Genomic DNA, 16,663 nt, shown 5'->3' with positions numbered 1-16,663 from the left:
TGCATGTATTAAAAAGGGAGGAAGATTGTATGAGTGAAAATCTAAAAGATATGGATATACTGGCACCTACGCTGACGCTAGAACCTTTTCCAGAAGAAGGTGCCGATGCAGCAGGACTGGCTCAAATGGTGGAGAGCCCTGAGCAGCAGCCGGCTATTCAGGAAACGCCGTTGACGGCAGAAGAACAGAAACTGGTGAACGACTTTGCAGCGAAGATTGAGCTGAGCAATTCCAATTTGATTCTTCAATACGGTTCCGGTGCCCAGAAAAAGATTGCTGATTTTTCAGAGACAGCCTTAAGCAATGTGCGGACCAAGGATTTAGGGGAAATCGGCGGGGCCTTATCGGATGTGGTTCTGGAGTTGAAAAGCTTTGATGCCGACGAGGAGAAGGGGTTCTTGGGAATCTTTAAGCGTTCGGCTAACAAGATTGCTTCCATGAAGGTGAAGTATGAGAAGGCAGAAGTGAATGTGAGTAAAATCTGTACTGTTTTGGAAGGACACCAGATTCAGCTGTTAAAGGATATCTCTATGCTGGATAAAATGTACGATATGAACAAGGTATATTTTAAGGAATTATCTATGTACATCCTGGCAGGGAAGCAGAAGCTGGCGCAGGTGCAGCAGCAGGAATTACCGGCTCTGGAGCAAAAAGCCAGAAACAGCGGATTGCCGGAAGACGCTCAGGCAGCCAACGACCTGTCAGCCTTGTGCAATCGTTTTGAGAAAAAGCTTCATGACCTGGAACTAACACGGATGATTTCCATTCAGATGGCACCTCAGATTCGTTTAGTTCAGAACAACGATACCCTTATGTCTGACAAAATTCAATCCACTTTGGTTAACACCATTCCACTGTGGAAGAGTCAGATGGTGTTGGCTCTGGGGATTGCCAACTCTCAGCAAGCGGCACAGGCCCAGCGCACGGTAACAGATATGACGAACGAATTATTGAAAAAGAATGCAGATACTCTAAAAATGGCTTCTATTGATACTGCCCGAGAATCAGAGCGGGGGATTGTGGACATGGAGACCCTGGTCAGCACCAATCAGAGCTTAATTTCTACCTTGGAAGAAGTGACAAAAATCCAGGAGGAAGGCCGTCAGAAGCGAGCCCAGGCGGAAACGGAGCTAAATCGCCTGGAGGGCGAGCTAAAACAAAAACTGTTGGATATTCGCAAATAATCGGTGCAATTTAGCAAATTTTAAAACAGCAATGACGAACAGAAGGGATAGGGACGATGAAAAAGAAAGCTTTGAGCTGGCTGCTCTGCGCAGCCCTGATATTGACGATGATACCGGCAGGAGCCGTCACCGCTTGGGCGGATACGACGAACAAACCAGCTGCCGCCGCGGAGGTTAATGCCAGCCCAATCACCACAGAAGCTGCGGAGAAAACAGCCGCCGTTACCACTTCGGCGCTTACTACTATTGATTTGAGCAACGCCACGGGCCCGGCTATTTCCAACACCGGAAAGGAACCGGTGCTGGCTTATGTGCCACTGGACAACCGACCGGTAAATGTAGACCGGGTAATCTATGAAGCAGAATCTGCTGGATTTCAGGTAATTATGCCGGAGGAGGATTTATGCGCGACCCGATTGGACGGCCAGCCGCTGAACTCCAACGGAACGCCTTATGGAGACAGTAAAAAACTGATGGCCTGGATTGAAGAGATGGACCAGAAGACCGATTACTTCGTCATTTCTCTGGATCAGCTGCTCTCCGGGGGACTGGTCAATTCACGGACGTTGTATGGTGGGAGCTACAGTGATGAATATCAGATGATTGACAAGCTGGTGGAGCTGTCTCAGAACAATCAGGTCTATATTGTAGATACGGTGGCCCGACTAGCTACTTGTACGGTAGGCTATCAAGGGGCAGATTTGAATACATACAATGCAATGCGTCAGTATAACCTACAGGGGCGGTACGTGCTAAAGAGCCGAGATTTGACGGTGAAGAATATCATCGCCGACTACACCAAGAGCGAAAAGGGCGGCAAGCTGGCGAATAACTCTGTCTATGCCAAAGAAATTAATCACTCGTTAAAAACCCGGGAGCGGAAGCTGAAGCTTATCGACTATCTGCTTTCTATGGATGGAGCCGGGCGGATGAAATACTTCATTGGAATCGATGATTCTAACCCCCAGAACACCATTCAGACCAACGAGGTTAACTATCTGAAGAAAAAACTGGATGGACGGGGCCTGATTTATTCTGGGGCTGATGAACTGGGGATGATGGCCGTGCTGAACCTGATGATTGATTACTACGGGTACAATGTTAATGCATCCGCCACCTATTTCGGCAATACAGAAAGCTCGGGCTCGGGCTCAGTATATGATATGGAGACGGTAAAAGAAAATCTGGAAAAGCATCTGGAGAGCATCGGTATCAACTTAGTAGACCGCAAGAAAGCGGATATTGAAATCGTCGTGCTGACTTCACCCTCCACAGCTATTTTGAATTCTAAATATATCGACCAGGCTATCGACTATATTAATGGCAACATCAGCAAGGGCATCCCAACTATCGTTATTAATTCGGCACCTTCGGCTTACAGCGGCAACTTGGAGTACCGGATGACCAGAGAGTGTGAGATGAGTATGCTGCTGGCTTACAGCAGCTGGGGAACGGTGGGAAATTCTATCGGCCTTGCCTTGTGCAACGGTGTTTCTCGGTATTTGTACCTGCACAGCAGAGATAACAGCAGCGATACAGCAGACATTGCCTTTCTAAAAGGGCTGATTTTCTCCTATGAAAAGGATATCAGCTACATTCGAGGAGGCGGAAAGACTTTATTTAACGATTACTTGACCAGTAACGGCTGGTCTACCAGCAATTTTTACCAGAGCGATGAACAAGTAAAAACAGTCAATGCCGCCTTGGAAAACATGCTGAAAACCTCAGAGTACAACGTGACGGTGGGGGATATCGTGGATAATCTCACCGGTTGTCGGTATTTCAAGGGCTTAGATGGCGAATGTGGGATTATCGGCAAGATTAACCTGAGCAATTATTCCGCCCCGTTTTTCCGAACCTATGAGATTCACTTTGACATCGGCGTGAAGCTTAGCGACATCACCTTAAAAGGGGTCAAGGACGCCCTGACTGTGGATCTGCCTTATATTCCAGCAGCAGGTGAGCTGACATATTCTTACGACTTATATTACATGGATCAAAACGGCAAGCTGCAGAAGCTGCCGGTAATCTATAACAAGCAGACTGGGCAGGTGACCTTTGCCACCAATGCGATGCCGAACTTTTTTACCGCGGTGCTGACGATGGATGCCGACAAGGCGGCCTCCCTCTTTGTGGATGTGCATTTGTCAGCCTGGTATTTTGACTATGTTATGTACGCTTATGAAAAGGGGCTTATGAGCGGTACCAGCAGCAATACCTTCCAGCCATCTAGTCCCATGACCCGAGGCATGATGGTCTATGCCCTCTATCAGATGGCGGGGGAACCGACGGCAAAGAACACTGCTCTTCCAGCAGATGTAAAGGGTTGGTATGAGCCTGCTGCGGCCTGGGCGCTGGAAAAGGGTATCTCTTCGGTGAACAGCCAGGGGCTGTTCGGTGCAGGAGAAGCCCTCACCAGAGAGGAGCTGGCGCACATGCTCTGGCAGTATGGTAAAATTGCCGGATTGGACATGGAGGGTGGCAGCTCAACGGGAGTCTACGGCTATGCGGATGTATTTGCTGTTGAGCCGGAGCTGCGGGAGGCTATGGACTGGACCTGCCGAACTGGCATTTTGACAGGAACCAGCGGCGGGACGCTTTTAGCACCTAAGAGTACGGCCACCAGAGCGGAAGTGGCGGCCATGCTAAAAAGACTTTCCCTGCTTCAGTAAGGCGCTTCCAGAGGGCGCAAGGTTACGAGAACCTTCTTAAAAATAGAAATATGATAAAATCAACAAGTCTGAAAGAAAGCTGATTGCTTTCTTTCGGACTTGTTTTATTTTTGATGATAAATTTTCAAAAGGGTCGCCAAAAAGTAGAAAAAATAATATTTGACTTTTTCTCACAAGAGGTCTAGTATGTATAAGAACAGTTCGCATACGAACTAAAAGAGACGAGGAAAGGGACTAATATGGAAAGACTAAACAAGAAAATACTGCTTATAGCAGGCTGCATGATTATAGCAATTCTTCTGATATTCTTGGGAAGATCTATCATACAGACAAAATCTCCGTCGGTTAGTCAGGACGTCGAGGCGAAACAAGCAACGGCGCAGTTGGCTTATCTGATGGCGGGGAAGGTGGACGCTGTAGAGAGCGCAGATGTATCCACGAAAGCCTCGGGCAAAATTGCTGAGCTAAATGTAGATGTAGGCTCCGTAGTAACCAAGGGACAGGTTCTGGGGCGAATTGATATGCAGGAAGTGCCGGCTCAGATGAGTCAGGCGCAGTCCACCATTGATATGGCCAATATTAACTTGACTAACGCTCAGAGCGGCTACAACCGAACGCAGGAGTTGTATCAGTCTGATATGGTTTCCAAGGAAGCCATGGAGAGTGCACAGAAACAGCTGGACACAGCACAAGCTCAGCTGAAGCAGGCACAGGCTAGTCTGGCCCTGATTAACGCTACTTCTTCCAATGGTGTCATTGTGGCTCCTGTATCTGGCACAGTTACAGCAAAGAAGATTAATCCGGGGGAAATGGCTTCGTCGGGAGCAACGCTTATGACCATCGTCAATCCGGATAAGACGTATATCAGCGCTTATTTGCCAGCTAGATTGTCCGACAAGGTACAGCAGGGGCAGAAGGTGACTATCCGCATCTCAGAGCTGCCAGATAAGCTTTTTGCCGGGCAGGTGTCTCTGGTGGATTCTGTGGTAGATGCCCAAAATAAGAATATTTTAGTGAAGGTAAACATGTTGGAGAATGATGCTGCTGTCAAAGTCGGGATGTTTGCTGAGATTGCATTAGATGAATAAGGCTGGTGAATAAATATGGAATCAAAAAGAAAAGTGCTGCTGGGGTCCGTGGTGGGCGCCATGCTGGTGGCCTTGAGCTGCATCGGCATTTATTATTGGTATCAGGGCAGTTTCTTCGTAACGACAGAAGATGCTAAGGTAACGGGGGATATGGTAAAGGTTTCTCCTCAGATGACTGGGAAGTTGTTGGAGCTCAATGTAGAAGAAGGACAGACCTTGGTAGAGGATCAGATTATTGGCCGTCAGGAGATGGGCAGTTTGGCTGATATTAATTTGGAACAGTCGGTTATTCGTTCCCCTATTTCGGGGTTTGTGCTGAAAAAACAGGCAACCCCTGGAGAATTGGTGTCTACTGGTCAGACCTTAATTATGATGGCTGATCCGGCTAAGTTATACATAAGTGCCAACATTGAGGAAACCGATGTGGCTAAGTTGCAGGTGGGCCAGCAGGTGGACATTACCGTAGATGCTTTGGACGGTCAGAAGATGACGGGGCAGATTCAGTCGATTGGAAAAGCAGCTAATTCTGCCTTTTCCCTTCTGTCCGGAGCTAGCAGCGGCACCTTTACCAAGGTGGTTCAGCGAGTGCCAGTGAAAATTGTCTTTGATGAGGGTCAGAATTACGATGGGCTTCTGCTGGGTACCAATGCCGTAATCAAGATTCACATTCGATAAGGGGTGGTTAACCTTGAAGAAGAATGATGAGCTTTACAAATGGCTGGCTTTGTCGGTGGTGCTGATTGGAACTTTTATGAGTGTTTTGAGCAGCAGCCTGATCAACCTGGCGCTGCCAAAGATGATGTCCGTGTTTGGTGTTACCCTGTCGGATATCACCTGGGTGGTGACGGCGTATTCTTTAGCTATGGGAGCCGTGGTTCCTTTGACTGGATTTTTAAGCGACACCATCGGCATTAAGAAGTTATATATTATCGCCTTGACCATGTTTACAGTAGGATCCGCCTTGTCGGGCATGGCTTGGAGCAACAGCGTTATGATTTTATTTCGGGTAATTCAGGCCATCGGCGGCGGACTGATGAGCCCGGTGGGCATGTCTATCGTCTTTGCCATTTTTCCGGTAGAGGAACGGGGCAAGGCCCTGGGCATCTGGGGGGTGGCAGCTATGGCAGCTCCGGCTTTGGGCCCTACTTTGGGGGGATACATCTTGTCCAACCTGGACTGGCGACTGCTGTTTTACATCAATGTACCTATCGGCATCTTCGGTATTATCTTTGCCTTTCTGCTGCTCCGGGAGGGAGAGAAGAAGCCTTATCAAGGAAATTTTGACTTAATTGGTTTTATCACTTCGGTGGTAGGCATCGTCTGTACTTTATATGTGGTAGGGAAATGGTCTACCTTGAGCTGGAAGGAGATTCATTATCCCATCCTGCTGACCATCGGTATATTCAGTTTGATTTTATTTGTTATTAACGAACTGACTCACCCCAATCCTTTGTTGGACCTGCGGGTGCTGAAACTGTATGATTATGCCTTGAGCCAGATTATCAGCTGTGTACTGGTGATGGCACTTATGGGCGGCAGCTACATTCTTCCTTTGTATCTGCAAAATGTCAAAGGCTTGTCTGCTATGCAGAGTGGTCTGGTGATGCTGCCCTCAGCCATTGCGGCGGCCATTACCATGCCTATAAGCGGGGCAATCTTTGACAAGTTCGGGGCTAAAGTGGTGACCATACCGGGGCTGTTTATCTTGTTGTGGGGCTCCTACCATCTGACGTATTTAAGTGCGGATACGGCCAACGGCACGATTATGATGGTGTCTTTTATCCGGGGAATTGGCCTAGGGTTAGCCATGATGCCGATTAATACGGTGGGCATGAATGCAGTGCCCTTGAACCTGACAGGCAGAGCCTCGGCGTTGACCAATACCCTGCGAAACATATTCAGTTCCATCAGCGTCACCATCGTCGCAACCATGATGACGACTCAAACCAACAGCAATTATGCTCGATTGGCGGAAGACGTGACCTTGTCAAATCAGGCAGTAGCTGGTACAATAAAACAGATACAAGCTGTTTATCTGACTTCGGGCATGACTACTGCTGATGCCCAGGCATCTGCTATCAGTGCTATCGCCGGGGTCTTACAAAAGCAGGCTTATCTGGATGCCATCAATTACACGATTGCGTTTACAGTGGTCACTGTATTAATTCCTGTGGTGCTGGTATTCCTGTTGAGGGCCCAGAAGCAAAAGGAAATTTTTAAGGTTTAGGGAATGAGATGATGATGGACACAAAGAAACAAGAGGAAAATCCCTTGGTGGAATCAGCGGAGCAAATTGCTCGGCTGCTGAAGACTGCCCGTAAAGAGCTGGGAGATTATACCTTTGAAAAAGCCAGGCAGTTTGGGTTTACTGGGCCACAGCTGTTTTTAGCCTTTGTACTCCAGAAACATCCAGGCCTCAGCCTTCAGGAACTCAGCGATAAGCTGAGCCTGTCCAAAAGTACGGTTTCCGGCATGGTGGATCGGCTGGTAGGACAGGGAGATGTCATCCGGGAGATTGCACCGGGAGACCGTAGAAGTGTAAAGATTTTTTTATCTCCTGATTTTGCACAACGCCACAATTTATTGGAAATCAAGCGACAGTTGATGACGGACTTGATTCGCAACGTCCCAGAGGAGGATTTAGAGCTGGTGACCAAGGGCCTGGAGAAAATCTGCCAGATTGTGCAGAAAGCAAAATCCGAATCAGAACCAGAATTGAAATGAACGATCAAATCGGAATGAAAAAACAATCTATAAATGAATAAAGGAATCCCCGCCGATGCTCCTCTTATGGACGCGTGGGCGGGGATTTTTAGCGGAGAAGGTTTTGTGGTTTCTCCGGAATGAGGAATGTGGTACACTATATGTGGAAGAATAGAGAATATATTATGCGGGTTCGCTGTGGGGGCATGTTGGGAAAGTCGTCAGCGGTGCAGTCTGTATGGTATGAGGCAGAAATTAGATAGGAGCTAAATATATGATGGATTCAGTGATGGATATAACAAATAAGATTCAGGAATTACTAGATAGTTCAGAAATATGCAGACAGGAAGCAGCCCGGGTAGAGAAACTTCGTCACAAGTTGGAGGCCCAGGAAATGACCGTGTCTGTCATCGGCCAGTTTAAACGGGGCAAGAGCACGTTGGTCAATGCCATTTTGCAGGAGAAGCTGCTGCCGGTGGGCATCGTTCCGGTAACTTCCGTGGTGACCAGGATTCAATATGGAGAGCCGTCGGCGTCAGTACACTTTGATAATGGGATTATTCAGCCCATCGATTTGGAGCAGCTGCCAACTTATATTAACGAACAAGAAAACCCCGGGAATCGGCTATGTGTCTCCTCGGTGAGCCTGCATACGCCGGCGCCTTTCTTAGAGGGCGGCGTAACCTTTGTGGATACTCCGGGAGTCGGTTCTGCTCATCAGCATAACTCAGATGTGGCTTATGCCTTTGTCAAGGAAAGCGATGCGGTTATCTTTATGCTTTCTGTGGACAGCCCCATCAATCAAATTGAGATTGATTTTTTACAAAATGCCAGGGAGCATGCCGCTAAATTTTATTTTGCCGTGAACAAGATTGATCAGGTGGACCCAGAAGATTTAGACGCTTATATAGCTTATTGCCGCAAGCTATTGTGCAGCCTCATGGAAGTCGATCAGGTTTCCCTTTTTCCAGTGAGTGCTAAATTTGGCACAGGTCTGGCAGAACTGACAGACCGCCTTCAAGAGGATTGTCAGACTTCTGTCCGGGAGATTCTGGAGGAATCTGCGGCCAGGAAACTAAAAGACATTTTAGGATCTGCTTTGTCTCGACTAAATCTGTATTGGACAGCCCTAAAAATGCCAATCGGCAAAATGGATTTGCGATTTCGGAAGATGACGGAAGTTTTGAATCAGCTACAGGAACAGGGCCGGCAGGCTGCCTTAAATTTGGACGAGGCAGGTGATGCAGGCCGCTATGTCGATGCCTCCAATCTGCTGGAGTTGGAGTTGAACCGGATGAAGAAGCAGCTGTCTGCTTCGGCAAAGGAACTTTTTGGCTTGGAATATCATTATGAACTGGCCGAACTGGATCTGGGAGAGGGATACCAGCAAGCCGCTTCTGGAGACAGTCTGGAAAACTTAAAGAATAAGTTTTTGAGTCAGGTCCAGCAGTTGTGCCAGGAGATGGAAAGTACCTTGAATCTGATTCTCATGTACCGAGAGAAGAATACAATCACCGTAGCCAGACGGATGGAAGACTTGAATAAACTGAACCGGCAGCTGAGGGACTTGAAGAATCGACTTTAGCAGAGAGGGCTCGTTGAGCCAGGAATGGGCAGGAACATGAGAAATTCCTTTGTAAAAAAGACTATTGTCACGGTGCTGATTATCAGCCTTATTCCTTTTGCCATCTTTACCGCTATTTTAATCAATATGGTGCAGTCTTTTGAAGAGGAACGCTTAGAAGACAGCCTGAATATGATTATTTCAGAAAAGATGCAGACCATGAAAAAAGACCTGCAGAAGGTGGAAAGCGAAGTGAACAATCTGGCCCAGTGGGCCCAGGAGACGGCTCACTATCCGGTGGATTCTGCCCAGCTTTCGGCTGACTACCAGCGAAACAGACAAAATGTGCTGGAAGCTTCCGGGAAAGAGACGAGCACCTATCTCCCCAGTCATATTCCTTTGACAGAGGAAATCGCTACAGAGATTATCCAGACCGAAGCCATGGTTCCAGCCATGGCCAGCATGGTTCGGCAAAACGGAGAGCTGGCGTATGTGTATACGGTCACCGCTAGAGGCTTTATGCGGGTATACCCATATCTGGACAACCAGATTTTTGCCCCAGACCACGATCAGCGAACGGATCCCTTTTACACCATCGCTAATCAGCCTCACAATTTGAACAGTGCGAACTGGACCAAGCCATATTACGACTACGGCGGAAACGGCTGGATTATCACCTGCTCCCAGTCTTATTACCGGCAGGATGGCACCTCGGGAGGTGTAGTCTGTGCTGATGTGATTCTGGACAAGCTGGTGCAGTCCATTGTGGACTTCCGCATTGGAGACAGCGGATTCGCCTTTATTATCGATGAAAACGGCGGAGTCGTGTATCATCCCTATATGGAAGCAATCAAAGGGAACATGGGTGACACCTTTCAGATTAATTATGCTGAAAATTATCAGGAAAGTCCGGTGCGGAAGCAGCTTTTAAAGGCCATGCAGGCCGATAAGTCTGGTTTGGTCAGCTTCAATGCCGAAGGTCGCAAAAAGGCGGTGGTCTTTGAGCGGCTGGACACCATCGACTGGATTGTGGGCATTGAAATCGACAAGGAAGAATATTCGGTAGGCCGGGAATACCTGACGGTAGGAGTCTGGGCTGTCTTATTTATTCTGCTGATTCTGGTCAGCATTTTGGGGTCTTTACTGTCCAGGCGAATTATCGCCCCCATTCTCAAGCTCACAGAAAATGTAAAGAAAATGGATCAGGGCAATTTGGTGCCGCTGCCGGTGGACACCTCAGATGAGGTGGGGATGCTAGCCTCTGCTTTTAACAGTATGGGGCAGAAGCTGGGGCAGTACACGGGAGAATTGATTTACAGTAAGAATCAACTGGAATCGGTGTTTAACAGTATCGATGATACGATGATGATTTTAGATGGAGATTATGGCATTAAGAAGATTAATAAGGGCCGACTGGAGGAGGGGGGCCTGGCATGCTGCTATCAAATCCTTCGAGGGCAGGAGGAGCCTTGCCGAAACTGTCCTGTGGGTGACACGGCGAGATTGCTGAATAAGCATAAATCGGAGGTGGCCTGCGGCGGAGATATTTTTGAGGTGGCCAGTTATCCCGTGTTGGATGAAGAAGGCAAGTTAAAGGAAATCGTGGTTTTTGAAAAGAGCGTTACGGGAGAGAAGCTCATGGAAAAAGAGCTGTTTCAATCGGAGAAGATGGCCGTTATCGGTCAGATGGTAGCCGGTGTAACCCACGAGTTAAAAACACCTCTTGCTGTAATCAAGGGGGCTTCCTTTCTATTGAAAGGCGGTGCTGATGGCAAGGAATGGGAGGAAATCATGGGAGAGATGGATGCCAATCTTGCCAGGGCAGAAAAAATTGTCTACAACATGCTGGATTTCTCCAAATCCTCCTGGGGAGAAAGCCGATTACATGACAGTCGAAAGTTGCTGGACCAGTTGTATATGCTGGTGCGGCAGGAATGTGTACGAAAAGGTATCAGTGTTCAGCTGAACACGGGAGAAGAACCAGTCAATGTGTTCGGCAACAGTGATTCTCTTAAGAACATCTTTTTAAATATTATGACCAACGCCCTGGAGGCCATGGAAGAGGGGGGCAAATTGACCATTCAGGCCAATTATACCCAAGAAGGAAATGTCTGTGTATACTTCCGCAATACCGGTACACAAATCTTGGAAGAAAACTTAGGGAAGATTTTTGAGCCATTTTTCACCACAAAAGAAAAAGGTACGGGCTTGGGACTGTGGCTGGTTTATAAAGAAGTGATTCGAAGCCGGGGAAGTATTAAGGTCACAAATCAACCGGATGGAGTAGAGGTGAGAATCTTGTTGCCTGGTGGGCCGGAAGAAAACAATGTGGAGGGAGACGTCCGTGTATAGTATATTGATGATAGACGATGATGCCAGTTTTTTGAATATTTACAGTAAGATTATTTCCTCCAGAGAGTACGCCGTCGAAACTTGTACAGATCCGGTGGCTGCTTTGAAGCGCTTGGAGACGGAGAGCTTTCACATGGTTATTTTAGATGTAGTCATGGCGGAGATGAATGGAGTAGAGGTCTTAAAAAGAATTAAGGAGAAAAATCCAGATCAGCTGGTGATGATGCTCACGGGAGAGGGGTCTATCACAGGGGCCGTGGAATCCATGGAAAATGGAGCATACACGTACATGATTAAACCAGTGGAGATTGACCAACTGCTGCTGAACATTCAAAAGGCAGAGGAGTTTTTGAGGCTTCATGAAGAAAATGCCCAGCTGCGGACTCAATTGAAGGATATGACTAAAGGCTTGGCCGTAGTTGGCTGTTCCAGCTCTATGGAAGAGTTAAAGAGGCAGATTGCTCAAATTGCCCCCACCAATTCCAGTGTGCTCATAACAGGGGAAAGCGGGACGGGGAAGGAGATTATTGCCAATTTACTTCATTGCAATAGCGAGCGCAGGGACGGTCCGCTAATTAAGGTAAACTGCTCTGCTCTGGCGGAAAGCGTATTGGAAAGCGAATTGTTTGGTCATGAAAAGGGCGCTTTTACGGGAGCCATCGCTGCCAAAAAGGGCCGCTTTGAAATGGCCGCAGGGGGAACCTTGTTTCTGGATGAGATTGGTGACATGCCGTACTCCCTCCAGAGCAAACTGCTGCGGGTTTTGCAGGAGAAAGAGATTGAACGGGTGGGGGGGACCAAGACCATCCAAGTGGACTTTCGGCTGGTTTGTGCAACAAACAAGAATCTGCAAGAAGCCATTGCAGAAGGCAGCTTCCGGGAGGATTTGTTCTTCCGTATAAATGTGGTGCCGTTGACCACCACTCCTCTGAGACAGAGGACAGAGGATATTTTACCAATCTTAATCTATTATCTGGATTACTATGCGGATGAAATGAGCAAGCCAAGAGTGAACCTCAGTCAGGAGGCTAAAAACGCGTTGCTCCGATATTCCTGGCGAGGCAATGTACGGGAACTGAAGAATCTGGCAGAACGGTTGATTGTCTTTTCCAATGGGGAGATTATAACCGAGGCGATGCTGCCGGAGGAACTTCGTCAAGGGACTGAAAATCTGGTTTCGCCTCAGGCCACTGATTTCGCTTCTGTTTTTTCTTCTACGGATTTGCGGACTGCCAGAAATCAGTTTGAACGCCAGTTTATTTCGGAAATGCTCCGGCAGAACCATGGCAACGTGACCGCTACTGCTGACCAAATTGGCATTGCCCGTAAGAACCTGCAAGTCAAGATGAAACAACTAGGCGTGGACAAACAAAGTCATTGAGCTAGATGCTACGAAAAGGTAGCACATGGGCTGAAAAGGTAGCACTAGAGGTTGAAAGTACCGCTGATTTAAAACTTCCATCGGAAGCCAGCCGGGTGATTTATAAACATTCGGCTGAGCCCCGCCTTGGAGCTGTGGGAAGACCCGGAAACGCGTATTATCAGTCTTAACGGCTTTGCTTTTATTAAATACGGCATTGCCTGTCCATTGATGAAAATTCCCTTATTATCTCAAAGAACGAAAATAAATAGAGTTTGGCATGAAATTTGCTTTTTATATAGACAGTAAAAAGCTTTTTTCTAATCGCTATTATTCAGTTTTTTAAGAGAGAGGAGAATTTTCATGAGTGAGCAAATCAAAAATGCCGATTCACCCCAGCAGTTGAAACGAGTGCTCAAGCTGAAAGACCTGGCCATTTACGGCATCGCCTTTATGACCCCTATCGCGCCGGCTTACATCTACGGCAACGCATCCCAGACTACGGGGGGAACCTTGGCTATGGCTTACCTGATTGCCATGGTAGCCATGCTGTTTACAGCGACCAGCTACGGTAAGATGGCCGGCGCTTTTCCGGTGGCCGGTTCCACGTATTCCTATACCCAGAAGGGTATCAATCATCATTTGGGATTTTTTGCTGGCTGGGCCATCTATCTAGACTACGTTCTGGTACCGCTGATTGTATTCATCACGGGGGCCCTTTACGCTAATGCGGCGGTGCCAGAGGTACCGTATTTCGTTTGGGTGCTGATCATCGCTGGCGTAGTAACGGTGGTCAACTGCATTGGTGTACAGATGGCTGCTAAGACAAACCTCATATTGGTGGCGGTTATGGGCGCCATCGTTATTATGTTCATTGCTGTCTGTGCCAAAGCCATTCTCGGAGGCGCAGGAGAGGGAACCCTGATTTCCGCTAAGCCATTTTTTAATCCAGGTGTGACCAATGTGAACTTGTTGGTGGCCGGAGGAGCATTAGCCTGCTTCTCCTTCTTGGGATTTGATTCCATTACCACCATGGCAGAGGAAGCCGTCCAGCCGAAAAAGGATATTGGCCGGGCTGCTATTATCGCCTGTTTGGCAGGGGGCATGATTTTCGTCGTGCAGGCTTACGTAGCTCAGCTCGTGTGGCCGGACTACATGTCCTTTGAAAGTACGGACACAGCACTCTTTGAAGTAGCACAGTTGGCAGGGGGTACCCTGATGGCAGGGCTGTATACTTTTGCTGTCATTCTTTCTACCTTTACAGCAGGTATCGCTGGTCAGTCCAGTGCCGCTAGATTGATGTACGGCATGGGCCGAGATGAGGTGTTGCCAAAGAAATTTTTTACCTACCTGCATCCGAAATTCCAGACCCCAGTGTGGAACATTCTGATTATGTGCGTGGTTGGTATCGTAGGATCCCTGTTGCTGGATTTAACGCTGGTTACAGAATTGATGAATTTCGGCGGACTCTTTGGCTTTATGTGTGTAAACCTGTCCGTAATTGTTTATTTCTACTTCCGCAAGAAAGAGAAGAAGGTATTTAAATATTTAATTTTGCCTGCCTTGGGCTTCTTAATCTGCGGCTATCTGTGGATTCATTTGTCTAAGCTGGCCTTTGTAGTAGGATTCAGTTGGCTGCTGATTGGCTTTGTCTTCGCTGCTATATCCACGAAGGGCTTTAAAATTAAACCTAAAATCTATGAGGAATAAGCCTGAGAAACCCTTATATTGCGGTAGTTGTACCGCAGCTTGATTCAAGAGAGGTTCCTGAGAGGGAAGCCGGCTACAAGAGTATAAAGTATAAATTGACGTGCATGAAAAAATACAGCACAGGAATCACAAGGAGGATGTCCATGAAACCGAATCCAAAGTATATATCTTACTATTATGAAACGATGACCGAATGGCCTGACATTATCGTAGACCCGAAAAAGACGGCGCTGCTGATTGTAGATATGCAGAAAGAATTTGTCTCCAGAGAGATTGGTGAATCGATCACTTTCCGAGAAATGGGAGAATGGGAACGGTGGCTGCCTTTCCACGATCGGTTGGATGACATCGTTATTCCTAATAATGTGAAGCTGCTGGAGTATTTCCGAGAGAAGGATATGGCGGTGACCTTTGGTCGAATCGCCTGCCTGAGACCAGACGGAGAAGACCGGACTCCGGTGCAGAAGACCGAAGGCTGGAATGGCATCTTCCTCTATGTCAACTCCGAAGAAGCAGAGATGATTGACGAGCTGGCACCGCTGCCTAGTGAGATTGTGGTCAACAAGACGACGGACAGCGTGATTTCTGGTACCAATTATTCTCGTTTAATCCGTAATCTGGGTATTGAGACAGTGGTGGTAACCGGAATTGTCACCGACCAGTGCGTAGCAGGAACCGTGAGAGGCTTGGCAGACGACGGCTTTAAAGTTATCTGTGTGGAAGATGCCTGTGCGGCAGCTTGTATGGAACTTCACGATGCAGAGCTGAAAATCATGAATAATCTGTACTGCAATGTACTGTCTACAGAAGAGACGATTGCGGTACTGGAAGGTAAACTGAAATAAGATTGAACTGTCAAAGCAGGGTATTGTTTAAGTCAAACAATGCCCTGGTTTAGTGCAGATCTCTGTTGACAGCCAAAGCATCAGCGTATAAGATAAAGACATAATTTGAATGAAAAGGTGATGAATGTCCGGCGGGTTGGATACCACAGAATCGGTGGTGTAGGCGCGGCTGGAAAAGAGTGAATAAAATCAACTCAATAGGTGTAGAGCAACCGTTTAGCGGTTCTGTTTTTATACCTGCTGTTTGATTCTATTTTACTCTTAAACGGATTTTCACGTAAACAAGATGAGCCGTAGAGTAAATTCTACGGCTTTTTTTATTTGATTAATGCAAAGGAGGATCTTTATGTACAACAATATTTTTAGGTGTTTGCAGCGTCCAACTCTTTATAAGCAAAGTGAGGTCAACTTCTGGGATGACGAACATATTTCAAAGTATATGCTTAAAGCTCATCTGAATCCAGATTACGAAGGAGCAAGCCGAAAATGGAGTTTTATTGAGCAGTCTGTAAAATGGATTCAGGAGATGACCCCACCTGCCCAATACCGCCACTTATTAGATCTTGGCTGTGGGCCGGGTCTATATGCTGAAAGGTTCAGTAAAGCGGGATATAAAGTGACTGGAATCGATTTTTCAAAGAGATCCATCGCGTATGCCAAGGCATCCGCGGAGGAACACGGATTAGATATAACTTATCTCTCGCAGGATTATCTGAAAATGGATTTTAACGAGACCTTTGATTTGGCCACGTTTATTTACTGTGATTATGGGGCTTTATCCACTGAAAATAGAAGGGATATACTGCAAAGAATATACCACAGTTTAAAAAGAGGTGGAAAGCTTTTATTCGATGTATTTTCCATCATAACGTACAATGAGTTTCAGGAAACAACGAACTGGGCAGTCCATGATGAGGGTGGTTTCTGGAGTGCAGAAAAATATCTTTCATTAAATGCACAGTATAAGTACCCCGGCCACGTGACATTAGAACAGACCCTTGTCCTTACGGACCAAACAATCAGAGAATATTGTATCTGGAATTGCTGCTTCACCTTGGAAATGCTCATAAAAGAAGCACAGGAAGCCGGTTTTAACAAGGTTGACGTATTCGGTGACGTGACAGGGAAACCTTATGCAAAAGATAGCCCGACTATTGCGGTTCTCTTGCACAAATAACAGCGAAT

The 16,663-nt window shown here is 47.2% G+C and carries 12 protein-coding genes; all 12 read left to right on the top strand.

The features are described 5' to 3' along the window. The first annotated feature begins 29 nt into the window (after positions 1-29). The 12 genes from Ami103574_RS13050 (at position 30) to Ami103574_RS12995 (ending at position 16,655) form a co-directional block, all read left to right on the top strand. A complete protein-coding gene (locus tag Ami103574_RS13050; protein WP_163067406.1) occupies positions 30-1,184 on the top strand; it encodes a toxic anion resistance protein in 1,155 nt (384 codons plus the stop codon). Positions 1,185-1,240: 56 nt separating this feature from the next. Beyond that, the gene (locus tag Ami103574_RS13045; RefSeq protein ID WP_163067405.1) at positions 1,241-3,856 is read left to right on the top strand and encodes a DUF4127 family protein; all 2,616 of its coding nucleotides are present in this window, start codon (positions 1,241-1,243) and stop codon (positions 3,854-3,856) included. Positions 3,857-4,095: 239 nt separating this feature from the next. Continuing rightward, positions 4,096-4,944 carry an efflux RND transporter periplasmic adaptor subunit gene (locus tag Ami103574_RS13040; protein WP_163067404.1) on the top strand — a complete coding sequence of 283 codons (849 nt, stop codon included), beginning with the start codon at positions 4,096-4,098 and terminating at the stop codon, positions 4,942-4,944. 15 nt (positions 4,945-4,959) lie between these two features. Next, positions 4,960-5,619, top strand: a complete 660-nt coding sequence (locus Ami103574_RS13035) for an HlyD family secretion protein (RefSeq protein WP_163067403.1) — start codon at positions 4,960-4,962, stop codon at positions 5,617-5,619. Positions 5,620-5,632: 13 nt separating this feature from the next. Beyond that, positions 5,633-7,171 (top strand): DHA2 family efflux MFS transporter permease subunit, encoded by a 1,539-nt coding sequence (locus tag Ami103574_RS13030; RefSeq protein ID WP_163067402.1) that lies wholly within the window; start codon positions 5,633-5,635, stop codon positions 7,169-7,171. 14 nt (positions 7,172-7,185) lie between these two features. Beyond that, complete coding sequence (locus tag Ami103574_RS13025) at positions 7,186-7,668, top strand: MarR family winged helix-turn-helix transcriptional regulator (RefSeq protein ID WP_163067401.1); 483 nt, start codon at positions 7,186-7,188, stop codon at positions 7,666-7,668. A gap of 253 nt (positions 7,669-7,921) precedes the next feature. Further along, positions 7,922-9,232, top strand: a complete 1,311-nt coding sequence (locus Ami103574_RS13020) for a dynamin family protein (RefSeq protein WP_163067400.1) — start codon at positions 7,922-7,924, stop codon at positions 9,230-9,232. 36 nt (positions 9,233-9,268) lie between these two features. Then, a complete protein-coding gene (locus tag Ami103574_RS13015) occupies positions 9,269-11,563 on the top strand; it encodes a sensor histidine kinase (RefSeq protein ID WP_163067399.1) in 2,295 nt (764 codons plus the stop codon). Beyond that, entirely contained in the window at positions 11,556-12,944 is a 1,389-nt protein-coding gene (locus Ami103574_RS13010; protein WP_163067398.1) for a sigma-54-dependent transcriptional regulator, read from the top strand. Before Ami103574_RS13015 ends, Ami103574_RS13010 begins: the two co-directional genes overlap by 8 nt. A 342-nt stretch (positions 12,945-13,286) precedes the next feature. Then, positions 13,287-14,633 carry an APC family permease gene (locus Ami103574_RS13005; protein WP_163067397.1) on the top strand — a complete coding sequence of 449 codons (1,347 nt, stop codon included), beginning with the start codon at positions 13,287-13,289 and terminating at the stop codon, positions 14,631-14,633. A 143-nt stretch (positions 14,634-14,776) separates the two neighbouring features. After that, on the top strand, positions 14,777-15,478 hold the full coding sequence (locus Ami103574_RS13000; RefSeq protein ID WP_163067396.1) for a cysteine hydrolase family protein: 702 nt from the start codon (positions 14,777-14,779) through the stop codon (positions 15,476-15,478). 346 nt (positions 15,479-15,824) lie between these two features. Next, positions 15,825-16,655 (top strand): class I SAM-dependent methyltransferase, encoded by an 831-nt coding sequence (locus Ami103574_RS12995; RefSeq protein WP_163067395.1) that lies wholly within the window; start codon positions 15,825-15,827, stop codon positions 16,653-16,655. Positions 16,656-16,663 lie beyond the last annotated feature (8 nt).

Origin of the sequence: Aminipila butyrica, assembly GCF_010669305.1 — a bacterium.
Taxonomy (GTDB): Bacteria; Bacillota; Clostridia; order Peptostreptococcales; family Anaerovoracaceae; genus Aminipila; species Aminipila butyrica.
Note: the sequence above shows the minus strand (reverse complement) of the source record. Positions and strands in the feature narration are given on the sequence as shown.

Excerpts from the sequence above, each read along its gene's own strand:
- Ami103574_RS13050 (WP_163067406.1), top strand. The coding sequence starts at position 30 with ATGAGTGAAAATCTAAAAGATATGGATATACTGGCACCTACGCTGACG.
- Ami103574_RS13045 (WP_163067405.1), top strand. The coding sequence starts at position 1,241 with ATGAAAAAGAAAGCTTTGAGCTGGCTGCTCTGCGCAGCCCTGATATTG.
- Ami103574_RS13040 (WP_163067404.1), top strand. The coding sequence starts at position 4,096 with ATGGAAAGACTAAACAAGAAAATACTGCTTATAGCAGGCTGCATGATT.
- Ami103574_RS13035 (WP_163067403.1), top strand. The coding sequence starts at position 4,960 with ATGGAATCAAAAAGAAAAGTGCTGCTGGGGTCCGTGGTGGGCGCCATG.
- Ami103574_RS13025 (WP_163067401.1), top strand. The coding sequence starts at position 7,186 with ATGGACACAAAGAAACAAGAGGAAAATCCCTTGGTGGAATCAGCGGAG.
- Ami103574_RS13020 (WP_163067400.1), top strand. The coding sequence starts at position 7,922 with ATGATGGATTCAGTGATGGATATAACAAATAAGATTCAGGAATTACTA.
- Ami103574_RS13015 (WP_163067399.1), top strand. The coding sequence starts at position 9,269 with ATGAGAAATTCCTTTGTAAAAAAGACTATTGTCACGGTGCTGATTATC.
- Ami103574_RS13005 (WP_163067397.1), top strand. The coding sequence starts at position 13,287 with ATGAGTGAGCAAATCAAAAATGCCGATTCACCCCAGCAGTTGAAACGA.
- Ami103574_RS13000 (WP_163067396.1), top strand. The coding sequence starts at position 14,777 with ATGAAACCGAATCCAAAGTATATATCTTACTATTATGAAACGATGACC.
- Ami103574_RS12995 (WP_163067395.1), top strand. The coding sequence starts at position 15,825 with ATGTACAACAATATTTTTAGGTGTTTGCAGCGTCCAACTCTTTATAAG.